The organism is Proteus genomosp. 4 str. ATCC 51469, assembly GCF_003144375.1.
In the GTDB taxonomy this organism is placed as follows: domain Bacteria; phylum Pseudomonadota; class Gammaproteobacteria; order Enterobacterales; family Enterobacteriaceae; genus Proteus.
The window spans coordinates 22,705-35,623 of record NZ_PENV01000027.1 but is presented as its reverse complement, the minus strand read 5'-3'; the positions used below and the strand labels follow the sequence as shown (position 1 = coordinate 35,623).

Here is a 12,919-nt window from a genome sequence, read left to right as displayed (position 1 = left end):
GCATTAGTGTTGGAAAACATTAATCGCGAAAAGAATACGCGGAGCGGTAGTTCAGTTGGTTAGAATACCTGCCTGTCACGCAGGGGGTCGCGGGTTCGAGTCCCGTCCGTTCCGCCAACTATTTAGGGGCGTAGTTCAATTGGTAGAGCACCGGTCTCCAAAACCGGGTGTTGGGAGTTCGAGCCTCTCCGCCCCTGCCAGTTACCAATTAAGTAATAACAAAATTTATACTTCTTTGTAGCCCAGTTAATTAACTGGGCTTTTTGTTATCTGTCATTCTCTAAATCGCTTTCTTTCTAAGCATTTATTATGCTCTATCCTAACAAACTGACTACACATATTTCCCTATATCAGCATATCAGTATGACACTATTATTATTTATTCTAATTAATGAAAAATAAGCTTAAATTCTACTGTGATCCATTGATAACTATAGAGAAATCTAAGCTTTATTGTTGGTTTATAGGCTGTTTTAATAACTGTTGTATTAATGCTTGTTGATCACTGTTATTTAGCCAAACAGCAAATAAAGGTTTTTGAACAATATCTGTTGAGGCTGGCATAAGATCAGAATAAAGATCACGCCAATGTGTGGGAAGAAAAGCAACAGCATGTGTTGTTTTCATTAATTGATAGGCAATAATTGCTGAATTAGTGGTTAAAATAGGATCAATTTTTTGCTCTGTTCCATTTGGAAGAAAGGACTGAAAATCTGCACTCCACTCTATTTTGATAAATTGTGCTATTTCATCTGTTCTATCTGATTTTATTCTCATCAACTGAAAAGTAATATTACCAATAATTTTACTTTCTAATTCATCCATCTTGGGTGCTTCAGTTGTAAAAAGAAGATCAAGTTCTCTTGCATGAAGTTGTTTTACAAGAGATTGCCTCGTAGAGACTCTAGATTCGATTCTGAGCTCTTTTCTTTCTAGATAAGATTCCTGTAACCAAGATGTTAGATAAGCTTCCCAGAGTGATGCTGTGGCGCCAATTGATAACTCAGAATGTTGAGATGCATGGCTAATTTCTTTTTTAGCTAAAAGCCATGTATTCATTAACGATTCAGCATAAGGAATAAGCCTTTCACCAGCAACAGTGAGGCGGATATTATTGCGGTGGCGGGTAAACAGATTTGTGCCTAATTGTGTTTCTAATTGCCGTATTCTAAAACTAACCGCAGATTGCGTTAAATAAAGAGATTCAGCGGCTCGGCCAAAGTGTCTAGTCTTACTGACTTCCAAAAAGGTTTTCAGTAATTCGGTATCCACATCTATCTCCAAAAAAATTTGTCGTTACGATTTAAATATTTTGTTTTACAGAACCGCATGACTATCTAATACTCCGCGCCATAAGTATGACGATAGAGAATTAGGAGTGTGTCAGATGGCAGAAAGTTTTATCACGACTAATCGTTTTTTTGACAATAAACATTATCCGCGTGGTTTTTCTCGTCATGGCGATTTCACTATCAAGGAATCCCAGATATTGGAACGTCATGGTCAAGCCTTTAATGAACTTGATCTAGGTAAACGAGAACCTACAACTGAAGCGGAAAAATTATTTGTTGCCATGTGTCGTGGCGAACGAGAAGCAGCAACGGTTGAAGAAAAAATTTGGAAGAAATATACCAGTCGTATAAGTCGTCCAAAACGTTTTCATACATTATCGGGTGGAAAGCCACAGCTCGATCCATCTGATGACTATACCGACTCTGATGATTAATATCATTAGTTTTAGTAAAAAGGGGCGTTTTTTCGCTCCTTTTTATTTATCCATCTAATTGTTTTTGTAAATAGATCATTAGCCTATCCATTGCGCGAAAGCTTAATGCTTCAATTAAATGATTTCTCTGTATTTTCTCTTCACCCGCAAGATCTGCAATTGTTCTCGATACTCTTAAGATTTTATGCCATGCGCGTATAGATAATCCTAATTTATTGAGTGTATCTTCAAGAAAAGTGGCATCACTGGTACTTAATGAGCAATAGCATTCAATTTCTTTTCCTGTTAGGTAAGTATTCACTTTTCCGCACCGTGAAAATTGTCGTTCTCTTGCTTGTAAAACTCTGGCTCTAATTGTCATGCTGTTTTCTGCCTCAAATGAAGGATGAATCAGTGTGCCTTGAGGAAGAAGGGGCATCTCGACAGATAAATCAAATCTATCTAAAAAAGGCCCAGAAACCTTGCTTAAATAGCGTAATATCTGTTTTATTGGTGCTCGATTATGATTACCTTGATAGTGCCCTGTTGGGCTTGGATTTAAAGCACCTATCAGTAAAACATTCGCTGGATAGCTTATTTTGGCTTTGGCTCGTGAAATAGTAATCTCTCTTGCGTCTAGTGGCTCACGTAATGCATCAAGTACACGGCGTTCAAACTCAGGCAATTCGTCTAAAAACAAGATCCCATGATGTGCTAAGGTAATTTCTCCTGGTTTAGGGAGTGTTCCACCTCCGGTTAAAGCAACCGCAGATGAAGTATGATGCGGTGCTCTAAAAGGTCTTAAAGGCCATTTTCGTTCATTAAATGTGATCCCCCTTAAACTACTAATGACCAAGACATCAAGTGCTTCTTTAGGGGTTAAAGGAGGAAGAAGCGTACTTATTCTTTGTGCTAACATTGTTTTCCCAGTTCCCGGTGGGCCAAGAAATAAAATGTTGTGATTTCCTGCCGCTGTAATTTCTGCGGCTCTTTTTGCATTATTTTGACCAATTATATCGCTCATATCTTTATTATCTTGATTTTCAATTGCGTCATTAATAATAAATTCTTCAGCTTCAATTAATGGCGTATTATTTTCTAGATGATGACAAATTTCTAAAAGATGAGAGGCTAATAAAGCAGATCTATTTGGTAATAATGAAACTTCAGTCTGATGTTCTATTGATACAATACATATTCGATGATCTTTTGAAGCGCTAAGTATTGAAGGAATAATAGCGTTTACTCGTTGAAGTTTACCTGATAGTGCAAGCTCTCCAATAAACTCATAACGTTCTAATTTATTTGAGGTTAGCTGCTCTGATGCAATTAATATTGCAAGTGCAATAGGTAGATCATAACGCGCCCCTTCTTTGGGTAAATCGGCGGGCGAAAGATTAATTGTTATTCTTTTTGCTGGGTAAATATATCCACTATTAATTAATGCACTTCTTACTCTGTCTTTTGCTTCTTTAACGACTGTCTCAGGCAAACCCACTAATGTTAATCCAGGTAATCCTTGACTAATATGTGCTTCAATCGTAATAAGTGGTGCTGAAATTCCTAAAGAAGCACGAGTATATATTATTGCCAATGCCATTTTTTATTCTCCATTATTTTTAATCTTTTTAATTTATTTTTTCTTGCGTGTTAAATGGAGTATTAAATAAATGCGAGATAACTCTAAAATAAATTAACATATTGAAATATAATGAAAATAAACATTAAAATATAATTATTTTCAATAATATAAAATTAATTAAATATATATTTATCTTCAAAGTTTAAATAATAAAATTCAATAATGAAAAAAATAAAATAATAGTAGCAATAACAGAGTTAATCACTGCTAAATTAATTATTTTTAGATTAATACTCTAATGGTTGTTTTGATTATAAAAATATTTATAAAAATCATTGTGTTGAGATTATTTTCAAAATAAACGTTGTCAATTCTAAAATATCGTGATAACTCTAAAAGGACAGAGTGAAAGAAAACACAACAAACATACATTTTAAATAAGAAAAGAAGTTATAAAACTATGAATACTATCGTCCTAGTGATTAGCCTAATTATTGTCAGCGTGGTGGTGATTATTAACCCACCGTGCGGGGCTGCACTAGGACGAAGAAAGGCTAACTAAACTAGCCGGATCTCTTAAAAACCCCCGCACCGAAAGGCGCGGGGGTTTTTTTTGAGCCTGAGTTTGAAAAAGAGATTAAATAGAAAATAAATTCAAATTAAACAAGAAGTTAAGATGGCAGGGTGAGAGAATGAATGGAGCACAGTGGTTAGTACAGGCATTACGAAAACAGCAAGTTGAAACCGTCTTTGGTTATCCTGGTGGTGCGATTATGCCTGTTTATGACGCACTCTATGATGGCGGTGTTGAACACATTTTATGTCGTCATGAACAAGGTGCTGCCATTGCTGCTATCGGTTTCGCCCGTTCTACTGGTAAAACGGGGGTTTGTATTGCGACATCAGGCCCAGGCGCTACTAATGTTATCACTGGACTTGCTGATGCATTGTTAGACTCTGTGCCTGTTGTTGCCATCACAGGGCAAGTTGCCTCTGATTTAATTGGGACTGATGCATTCCAAGAGATTGATGTTTTAGGTCTTTCGTTGGCATGTACTAAACATAGTTTTTTAGTCTCATCTGTTGATGAATTACCAAGAGTGTTATCAGAGGCATTTTCTATAGCTTCTCAAGGTCGTCCTGGCCCTGTTTTAATTGATATCCCGAAAGATGTTCAATTAGCCGATGCTTCCCATTTATCAAATTATGAATTACCTGAGGAACAAGAATTTCCTTATCCAACACAAGAGCTAGTACAAGCTAAGCAGATGTTAGCTCAGGCACAAAAACCTATTTTGTATGTAGGTGGTGGTGTTGCCATGAGCAATGCAGTGGAAGCATTAAGAGAGTTTGTAAAGCAAACTGAAATGCCAGTGGTTTCCACTTTAAAAGGGTTAGGTTGTGCCGATGCGTTAGATGCCAATTATTTAGGTATGTTAGGTATGCATGGCACTAAAGCGGCAAATTATGCTGTTCAGCGTAGTGATTTATTAATTGCTGTTGGTGCGCGTTTTGATGATCGCGTTACGGGGAAATTAAATACTTTTGCACCTAATGCCAAGGTTATCCATATCGATATCGATCATGCAGAATTAAATAAATTGAAACAGGCGCATGTTGCGTTATTGGGAGATGCTAAGGCGTTGTTGCCTGTTTTGTCTCAGCCATTATCTATCGCATCTTGGCAACAAGAAGTACAAGAATTAAAAACAGAACATGCTTGGCGTTATGATCATCCGGGCTCTACAATTTATGCCCCTTTGTTATTAAAACAATTATCAGACGCCAAACCTAAAAATACCGTTGTGACAACAGATGTTGGCCAGCATCAAATGTGGTCAGCGCAACATATGACATTTGATGCACCTGAAAATTTTATCACCTCAAGTGGTTTAGGCACCATGGGGTTTGGTATTCCAGCTGCGGTTGGTGCTCAAATAGCTAGACCAGATGCTTGTGTTATCTGCGTTTCAGGCGACGGCTCTTTTATGATGAATGTGCAAGAACTGGGCACAATCAAACGTAAACAATTACCAATTAAACTGGTGTTATTAGATAACCAACGTCTTGGTATGGTTCGCCAATGGCAAGAGCTATTTTTTGAACAACGTTATAGCGAAACAATTTTAACCGATAACCCAGATTTTGTTGCCTTAGCAAAAGCATTTGATATTCCAGGGCAACGTATTACAGAAAAAGCACAGGTTGTTGATGCAATTACATGTTTATTAGAGAGCGATGGCCCTTATTTATTACAGGTATCTATCGATGACGCTGAAAATGTCTGGCCTTTAGTTCCGCCGGGCGCAAGTAATGATGAGATGATGGAGAAATCAAAATGAACCAACACAATATCACAATTGAAGCCCGTTTTTGTCCAGAGATCTTAGAACGTATCCTGAGAGTTATCCGCCATCGTGGTTTTCATATATGCTCAATGAATATGAATATCACGGAAAGTAATAATATCAATTTAAGCCTGACTGTAAGCAGTCAGCGACCATTAGAACTTTTATGCAGCCAGTTAACAAAATTAGCTGATGTTGCAGGTATTCAAGTATCACATCAACAGAAAGAAAAATTACGATTCATGAGTGCACTCAGTGCCATGTAAGGATAAAAGAATGACAAAGCAAGCTGATTATATTTGGTTTAACGGTGAAATGGTTCCATGGGCTGAGGCAAAAGTACACGTTATGTCTCATGCATTACATTATGGAACTTCTGTGTTTGAAGGTGTGCGTTGTTATGATTCTCATAAAGGACCAGTGGTCTTTCGCCATCGTGAACACATGCAACGTTTACATGATTCAGCAAAAATTTATCGTATGCCTGTTGAGCAAAGTGTTGACGAATTAATGGAAGCATGTCGCGCAACTTTACGTAAAAACAAATTGGTCAGTGCTTATATTCGCCCATTAGTTTTCATTGGTGATGTTGGTATGGGGGTTAATCCTCCGGCTGGTTATAAAACGGATGTGATTATCGCGGCATTCCCTTGGGGAGCATATCTCGGTGAAGAAGCTTTAGATAAAGGTATTGATGCGATGGTTTCTTCTTGGCATCGTGCGGCACCCAATACTATCCCAACTGCAGCAAAAGCGGGCGGTAACTATTTATCATCATTATTAGTGGGTAGCGAAGCGCGTCGTCATGGCTATCAAGAAGGGATAGCATTAGATGTTCATGGTTATTTATCAGAAGGTGCAGGTGAAAACTTATTTGAAGTAAAAGATGGGGTTATCTTTACACCTCCATTTACTTCGTCAGCTCTGCCAGGGATCACTCGTGATGCCATTATTAAATTGGCAAAAGATCTGGGTTATGAAGTACGTGAGCAAGTGCTTTCTCGTGAATCACTCTATCTTGCAGATGAAGTCTTTATGTCAGGTACCGCGGCAGAAATTACACCTGTACGTAGCGTTGATGGTATCCAAGTAGGTATCGGACGTTGTGGCCCTGTGACCAAAGCAATTCAAAAAGCGTTCTTTGGTCTGTTCACAGGTGAAACAGAAGATAAATACGGCTGGTTAGATCCAATCAATTCATAAACATAATCAAATAAATTTGTTTAGCGGGTAGATGTTCCCTACTCGCTTTCTTTATCGCAGGAGTGTGAAAAATGCCTAAATACCGTTCAGCAACAACGACACATGGTCGTAATATGGCTGGAGCCCGTGCCTTATGGCGTGCAACGGGAATGACTGATGCTGATTTTGGTAAACCCATTATCGCAGTTGTGAATTCATTTACGCAATTTGTACCAGGTCATGTGCATCTGCGGGATTTAGGAAAATTGGTTGCTGAGCAAATTGAAGCAGCTGGTGGTGTTGCTAAAGAATTTAATACCATTGCAGTTGATGATGGTATCGCAATGGGGCACGGTGGAATGCTTTATTCTTTACCATCGCGTGAGCTTATTGCCGATTCTGTCGAGTATATGGTTAATGCACACTGCGCTGATGCGATGGTGTGTATCTCAAACTGCGACAAGATCACTCCGGGAATGTTAATGGCGTCTTTACGTTTAAATATCCCAGTTATTTTTGTCTCTGGTGGGCCAATGGAAGCGGGCAAAACGAAGCTTTCAGATCAACTGATCAAATTAGATCTGGTTGATGCCATGATCCAAGGGGCAAATCCAAATGTCAGTGATGCTGATAGTGAACAAATTGAGCGATCAGCCTGCCCAACGTGTGGATCGTGTTCGGGTATGTTTACTGCAAACTCCATGAACTGTTTAACAGAAGCACTGGGATTATCTCAACCGGGAAATGGCTCATTGCTTGCAACTCATGCTGATCGTGAAACATTATTTATTAATGCGGGTAAGCGTATTGTTGAATTAACCAAACGTTATTATGAAAAAGATGATGAATCTGCATTACCACGCAATATTGCCAAAAAAGAAGCCTTTGAAAATGCAATGATTTTAGATATTGCAATGGGCGGTTCGACAAATACGGTTCTGCATTTATTAGCAGCAGCTCAAGAAGGTGAGGTTGATTTCACTATGGAAGATATCGACAGACTTTCTCGCCAAGTGCCTCATTTATGCAAAGTGGCTCCAAGTACACAAAAATATCATATGGAAGATGTTCACCGTGCAGGTGGAGTTATGGGTATTTTAGGTGAATTAGACAGAGCCGGATTACTCAACCGTAACGTAGGTAATATCTTAGGATTAAGCTTGCCAGAAACGTTAGCACAATATGATGTGATGTTAACACAAGATGAGCAAGTAAAATCAATGTTCCAAGCAGGCCCTGCTGGTATTCGTACAACAAAGGCTTTCTCTCAAAATTGTCGTTGGCCAACCTTAGATACTGATCGTGAAAACGGATGTATCCGTAGTAAAGAACATGCTTATAGCCAAGATGGTGGATTAGCGGTGTTATCTGGTAATTTAGCGAAAGATGGTTGTATTGTTAAAACAGCGGGCGTTGATGAAGATAACTTGATCTTTAGTGGTCCTGCAAAAGTATATGAAAGCCAAGATGATGCGGTAGAGGCCATTTTAGGTGGGAAAGTCGTTGCTGGCGATGTGGTAATTATTCGCTATGAAGGCCCTAAAGGTGGCCCTGGAATGCAAGAGATGTTGTATCCGACCTCTTATTTAAAATCAATGGGATTAGGGAAAGCTTGTGCACTTATCACTGACGGGCGTTTCTCTGGTGGAACATCGGGTTTATCTATCGGGCATGTTTCACCTGAAGCGGCAAATGGTGGCGTCATTGGTTTAGTGGAAGAAGGCGATATTGTCTCTATCAATATTCCAACCCGAGAGATCTCATTAAAGGTAGATGATAAAACGTTATCAGCTCGTCGTGATGCACAAAATGCTCGAGGTGATAAAGCATGGACACCACAAAATAGACAGCGCCAAGTTTCGTTTGCCTTACGTGCTTACGCCTCTTTAGCCACCAGTGCCGATAAAGGTGCGGTGCGTGATAAATCTAAATTAGGGGGTTAAGTGATGGCTGCCTTTAGACCTTTAAATTCAGCGCCAAGTAGCGCTGAGTATTTAAAAGCCGCACTAAGCGCACCTGTTTATGAGGCTGCAATAGTAACCCCGCTTCAAGAGATGACAAAAATCTCTGAGCGTTTAGAAAATACTATTTTAGTTAAGCGAGAAGACCGACAACCGGTTCATAGCTTTAAATTACGTGGTGCTTATACCATGATTGCGGGACTAACTCCTGAGCAAAAAGCGAAAGGTGTTGTGACTGCATCTGCGGGGAACCATGCGCAAGGCGTTGCGTTATCAGCGAATCGAATGGGTGTAAAGGCATTAGTCGTGATGCCAGTGGCAACGGCGGATATTAAAGTTGATGCTGTTCGTCAATTTGGTGGAGAAGCATTGCTTTATGGTGCCAACTTTGATGAAGCAAAAGCGAAAGCTATCGCGCTATCTGAAGAGATGGGATACACCTTTGTTCCGCCTTTTGATCATCCCGCAGTAATTGCAGGGCAGGCAACACTGGCAATGGAACTCTTACAACAAGATGTTCATCTTGATCGTATTTTCGTACCTGTTGGTGGTGGTGGTTTAATTGCTGGAGTCGCTGTATTAATCAAACAGCTTATGCCAGAAATTAAGGTAATAGGTGTTGAAGCTGAAGACGCTGCATGTTTAAAAGCTGCTTTAGAAGTCGGGCATCCCGTTGAATTAGCAAGAGTTGGATTATTTGCTGAAGGTGTTGCGGTTAAACGCATCGGTGATGAAACGTTCCGTTTATGCCAAAAGTATGTTGATGATGTAATTACTGTTGATAGCGATGCAATTTGTGCTGCAGTAAAAGATTTATTTGAAGATGTACGTGCAATTGCAGAGCCTTCAGGTGCATTAGCATTAGCTGGGCTTAAAAAATATGTAGAAGAGCATCAAATCAAAGGTGAACGTCTTGCGCATGTTCTTTCTGGTGCAAATGTGAATTTTCATGGCTTACGCTATGTTTCTGAACGCTGTGAACTCGGTGAAAAACGTGAAGCGCTATTGGCGGTGACTATTCCTGAACAAAAAGGGAGTTTCTTACGTTTTTGTCAAATCTTAGGTCAACGCGTTGTTACGGAGTTTAATTATCGTTATAGCGATGCTGATCCTGAAAATGCACGTATTTTTGTCGGTGTACGTTTAAGTCAAGGGCTCGCAGAGCGTAAAGAAATTTTACGTGAACTCACCGTTGCAGGGTATCAAGTTGCTGATTTATCTGATGATGAAATGGCAAAACTGCATGTGCGTTATATGGTTGGTGGGCGTCCGAATAAACCACTTAAAGAACGCTTATTTAGCTTTGAATTCCCAGAATCTCCGGGTGCTTTGATGAAGTTTCTAAAAACATTAGGGACTTATTGGAATATTACCTTATTTCATTATCGTAGCCATGGTACGGATTATGGGCGTGTGCTGGTGGCATTTGAACTTCCTGAAACGGAAGGGCGTTTTGAGCGACATTTAGATGACTTGGGTTATGAGTATCATGATGAGACAGGAAATCCTTCATTTCAATTGTTCTTGTCACCGCAAACAGCAAGTTTAGTCGTGGAGTAACCGCCAAAAAGCACTGATAACAGGTTCTTGAAGGCGTTTGTGTAATGCACAAACGCCTAACTCAAAAGGTTCTACCATTGAAATATTATCCAATGAAGAGATGCGATTACGCACAGGCTCAGGACAGTTATCAACGACAACTTGTGGGATAAGCGCAATACCACAACCTAATGCAACCATTGAAACAATTGCTTCATGTCCCGAAACTGTCGCATAAATCGAAGGATTGTGGATACGATGACGCTTAAACCATAGCGCGATCCGTTGTCTTGATGGGCCATGTTCAGGAATGATAAACGGAATATTGAGCCAATCGGGTTTCTCTTGTGTTGCAAGATGGCGAACATTGCAAGGTAAAGCAGGCGCAATCAATACTAATGGAATTTCGCCTATTTTTTCAAAACAGATATTTTCAGGAAGCTTTTCAGGTTTTCCTGCGATACCTAAATCAGCTTCATCAGATTGCACTTTATCGACTGCATCAGCTGCATCACCTGTGGTGAGTTTTATTTCAACTAATGGGTTTTCAGCTCTAAAGCGGTCAAGAATAGGCGGTAAATGACTGTAAGCGGCGGTAACAGAACAAAATAGGCGTAACTCACCAGAAAGACTGGGGCTATTTTGGTTTAGCGTGTGTTTGAGTTGCTTATATTGCAACAAGGTTTGTTGGGCATAGCGCTTTAATTGTTCGCCAGCATCAGTAAGGGTGACTTGTCGGTTGTCACGTAAAAACAGTGGGTGGCCTAAGCTTTCCTCAAGGCGTTGAATTTGACGAGAGAGCGTAGAAGGGCTGACGTGCATTGCTTGTGCAGTCTTGGTGAAATGGCAGCTTTCCGCTAAATGTACAAAGAGCTTGAGATCACGAATATCCATTGTCAGGCACCCATGTGATAAAAAAGGACGTTGCATTTTTTGCAACACTATCTTGTAAATATATCAATTTAAGCAATGGCTTTCATCCCCTATAGTAAAGTCATGCAACACCTCACGGAGAGTGAGGATAATAATAGCGAACACATACACAACGATTTTGGAGTCTTCTATGGCAAATTATTTTAATACATTGAATCTGCGTCAGCAGTTGTCGCAATTAGGTAAATGTCGCTTTATGTCACGTGAAGAATTTGCTGATGAAGCAAATTACCTGAAAGGCAAAAAAGTCGTTATCGTTGGTTGTGGTGCTCAAGGCCTTAACCAAGGTTTAAATATGCGTGATTCAGGTTTGAATATCGCGTATGCCTTACGCCAAGAAGCGATTGATGAGAAACGTGCCTCATGGCGTCGTGCAACCGAAAACGGTTTTGAGGTTGGAACCTATGAAGCGTTGATCCCTCAAGCAGATTTAGTTGTTAACTTAACGCCAGACAAACAGCACTCAGCGGTTGTTCAAGCGGTTCAACCGCTGATGAAATCAGGTGCAGCATTAGGCTATTCTCATGGTTTTAATATTGTTGAAGTCGGCGAAAAAATTCGTGATGACATCACCGTTGTCATGGTTGCACCAAAATGTCCGGGTACCGAAGTTCGTGAAGAATATAAGCGTGGTTTTGGTGTTCCAACACTGATTGCAGTTCACCCAGAGAACGATGCAAAAGGCGAAGGTATGGCTATAGCCAAAGCATGGGCTGCTGCAACAGGTGGTCATCGTGCGGGTGTTTTAGAGTCTTCTTTCGTTGCTGAAGTAAAATCAGACTTAATGGGTGAGCAAACTATTCTGTGCGGTATGTTACAAGCAGGCTCGCTGTTATGTTACGACAAAATGGTTGCAGATGGTGTTGAGCCGGGTTATGCAGGTAAATTGCTCCAATTTGGTTGGGAAACCATTACGGAAGCACTAAAGCAGGGTGGTATCACCTTGATGATGGACAGATTATCTAATCCTGCAAAAATGCGTGCTTACGCATTATCAGAGCAACTGAAAGAGATCATGGCTCCACTGTTTGCGAAACATATGGATGATATCATTTCAGGTAAATTCTCTGAAACTATGATGGCTGATTGGGCAAATGATGATAAAAACTTGCTGACATGGCGTGAAGAGACCGGAGCAAGCGCATTTGAAAATTATCCTGAATATGAAGGTAAAATCAGTGAGCAAGAGTACTTTGATCACGGTGTATTAATGGTTGCAATGGTTAAAGCTGGCGTTGAATTAGCCTTTGATACGATGATTGAAGCGGGTATCTTTGCTGAATCAGCATATTATGAATCACTGCATGAGTTGCCATTAATCGCCAATACCATTGCTCGTAAGCGCTTATATGAAATGAATGTGGTTATTTCTGATACCGCAGAATATGGTAACTATTTGTTCTCATTCGCTGTTGTTCCTATGCTGAAAGAATTTATGACAACATTGCAAGCTGGTGATTTAGCGAAGAAAGTTCAAGATAATGGAACAGATAACGCACAATTACGTGATATCAACGAAGCAATTCGCCAACATCCAATTGAGACTGTTGGTAAAACATTACGTGGTTATATGACAGATATGAAACGTATCTCTGTTGGTGGGTAATTTGTTGTTGTGCTTTATGCGATAAAAAGCGTAAAAATAAGAGTAAAATTTAATCTATTGAAA

11 protein-coding genes and 2 tRNA genes are annotated in these 12,919 nt (G+C 39.8%); 10 read left to right on the top strand and 3 right to left on the bottom strand.

Features of this window, described 5'->3' with window-relative positions:
- Positions 1-40 precede the first annotated feature (40 nt).
- Positions 41-117: transfer RNA gene (locus DK866_RS18835), tRNA-Asp, on the top strand.
- Between the two features lie 7 nt (positions 118-124).
- Positions 125-200 (top strand) — tRNA-Trp (locus DK866_RS18830).
- Positions 201-450: 250 nt separating this feature from the next.
- On the opposite strand, the gene hdfR is transcribed toward DK866_RS18830, so the two are convergent.
- A complete protein-coding gene (hdfR, locus tag DK866_RS18825) occupies positions 451-1,272 on the bottom strand; it encodes an HTH-type transcriptional regulator HdfR (protein ID WP_109410138.1) in 822 nt (273 codons plus the stop codon).
- A gap of 115 nt (positions 1,273-1,387) precedes the next feature.
- Between hdfR and DK866_RS18820 the strand changes: the two genes are divergently transcribed.
- Positions 1,388-1,726 carry a DUF413 domain-containing protein gene (locus DK866_RS18820; protein WP_036939631.1) on the top strand — a complete coding sequence of 113 codons (339 nt, stop codon included), beginning with the start codon at positions 1,388-1,390 and terminating at the stop codon, positions 1,724-1,726.
- Between the two features lie 46 nt (positions 1,727-1,772).
- On the opposite strand, the gene DK866_RS18815 is transcribed toward DK866_RS18820, so the two are convergent.
- Positions 1,773-3,305, bottom strand: coding sequence for a YifB family Mg chelatase-like AAA ATPase (locus DK866_RS18815; RefSeq protein WP_109410137.1), 1,533 nt, complete (start codon positions 3,303-3,305; stop codon positions 1,773-1,775).
- A 442-nt stretch (positions 3,306-3,747) separates the two neighbouring features.
- Here DK866_RS18815 and ilvL point away from each other — a divergent pair, with 442 nt between their 5' ends.
- The 6 genes from ilvL to ilvA all read left to right on the top strand — a co-directional run bounded on the left by ilvL (position 3,748) and on the right by ilvA (position 10,338).
- Complete coding sequence (ilvL, locus tag DK866_RS18810; protein WP_071788577.1) at positions 3,748-3,849, top strand: ilv operon leader peptide; 102 nt, start codon at positions 3,748-3,750, stop codon at positions 3,847-3,849.
- 130 nt (positions 3,850-3,979) lie between these two features.
- The gene (gene ilvG, locus DK866_RS18805) at positions 3,980-5,629 is read left to right on the top strand and encodes an acetolactate synthase 2 catalytic subunit (protein WP_109410136.1); all 1,650 of its coding nucleotides are present in this window, start codon (positions 3,980-3,982) and stop codon (positions 5,627-5,629) included.
- Complete coding sequence (ilvM, locus tag DK866_RS18800) at positions 5,626-5,901, top strand: acetolactate synthase 2 small subunit (RefSeq protein ID WP_075674044.1); 276 nt, start codon at positions 5,626-5,628, stop codon at positions 5,899-5,901. The genes ilvG and ilvM overlap by 4 nt, the downstream gene beginning before the upstream one ends.
- 10 nt (positions 5,902-5,911) lie before the next feature.
- Entirely contained in the window at positions 5,912-6,838 is a 927-nt protein-coding gene (locus tag DK866_RS18795; protein ID WP_109410135.1) for a branched-chain amino acid transaminase, read from the top strand.
- Positions 6,839-6,909: 71 nt separating this feature from the next.
- Positions 6,910-8,760 (top strand): dihydroxy-acid dehydratase, encoded by a 1,851-nt coding sequence (gene ilvD / locus DK866_RS18790; protein WP_109410134.1) that lies wholly within the window; start codon positions 6,910-6,912, stop codon positions 8,758-8,760.
- Positions 8,761-8,763: 3 nt separating this feature from the next.
- Positions 8,764-10,338, top strand: coding sequence for a threonine ammonia-lyase, biosynthetic (gene ilvA / locus DK866_RS18785; RefSeq protein ID WP_109410140.1), 1,575 nt, complete (start codon positions 8,764-8,766; stop codon positions 10,336-10,338).
- On the opposite strand, the gene ilvY is transcribed toward ilvA, so the two are convergent.
- Entirely contained in the window at positions 10,324-11,211 is an 888-nt protein-coding gene (gene ilvY / locus DK866_RS18780; RefSeq protein ID WP_109410133.1) for an HTH-type transcriptional activator IlvY, read from the bottom strand. The genes ilvA and ilvY overlap by 15 nt on opposite strands.
- Before the next feature lie 169 nt (positions 11,212-11,380).
- Here ilvY and ilvC point away from each other — a divergent pair, with 169 nt between their 5' ends.
- On the top strand, positions 11,381-12,856 hold the full coding sequence (ilvC, locus tag DK866_RS18775; protein ID WP_109410132.1) for a ketol-acid reductoisomerase: 1,476 nt from the start codon (positions 11,381-11,383) through the stop codon (positions 12,854-12,856).
- Positions 12,857-12,919 lie beyond the last annotated feature (63 nt).

Coding starts and splice junctions, on each gene's coding strand:
- DK866_RS18820 (WP_036939631.1), top strand. CDS start 1,388: ATGGCAGAAAGTTTTATCACGACTAATCGTTTTTTTGACAATAAACAT.
- DK866_RS18815 (WP_109410137.1), bottom strand. CDS start 3,305: ATGGCATTGGCAATAATATATACTCGTGCTTCTTTAGGAATTTCAGCA.
- ilvL (WP_071788577.1), top strand. CDS start 3,748: ATGAATACTATCGTCCTAGTGATTAGCCTAATTATTGTCAGCGTGGTG.
- ilvG (WP_109410136.1), top strand. CDS start 3,980: ATGAATGGAGCACAGTGGTTAGTACAGGCATTACGAAAACAGCAAGTT.
- ilvM (WP_075674044.1), top strand. CDS start 5,626: ATGAACCAACACAATATCACAATTGAAGCCCGTTTTTGTCCAGAGATC.
- DK866_RS18795 (WP_109410135.1), top strand. CDS start 5,912: ATGACAAAGCAAGCTGATTATATTTGGTTTAACGGTGAAATGGTTCCA.
- ilvD (WP_109410134.1), top strand. CDS start 6,910: ATGCCTAAATACCGTTCAGCAACAACGACACATGGTCGTAATATGGCT.
- ilvA (WP_109410140.1), top strand. CDS start 8,764: ATGGCTGCCTTTAGACCTTTAAATTCAGCGCCAAGTAGCGCTGAGTAT.
- ilvY (WP_109410133.1), bottom strand. CDS start 11,211: ATGGATATTCGTGATCTCAAGCTCTTTGTACATTTAGCGGAAAGCTGC.
- ilvC (WP_109410132.1), top strand. CDS start 11,381: ATGGCAAATTATTTTAATACATTGAATCTGCGTCAGCAGTTGTCGCAA.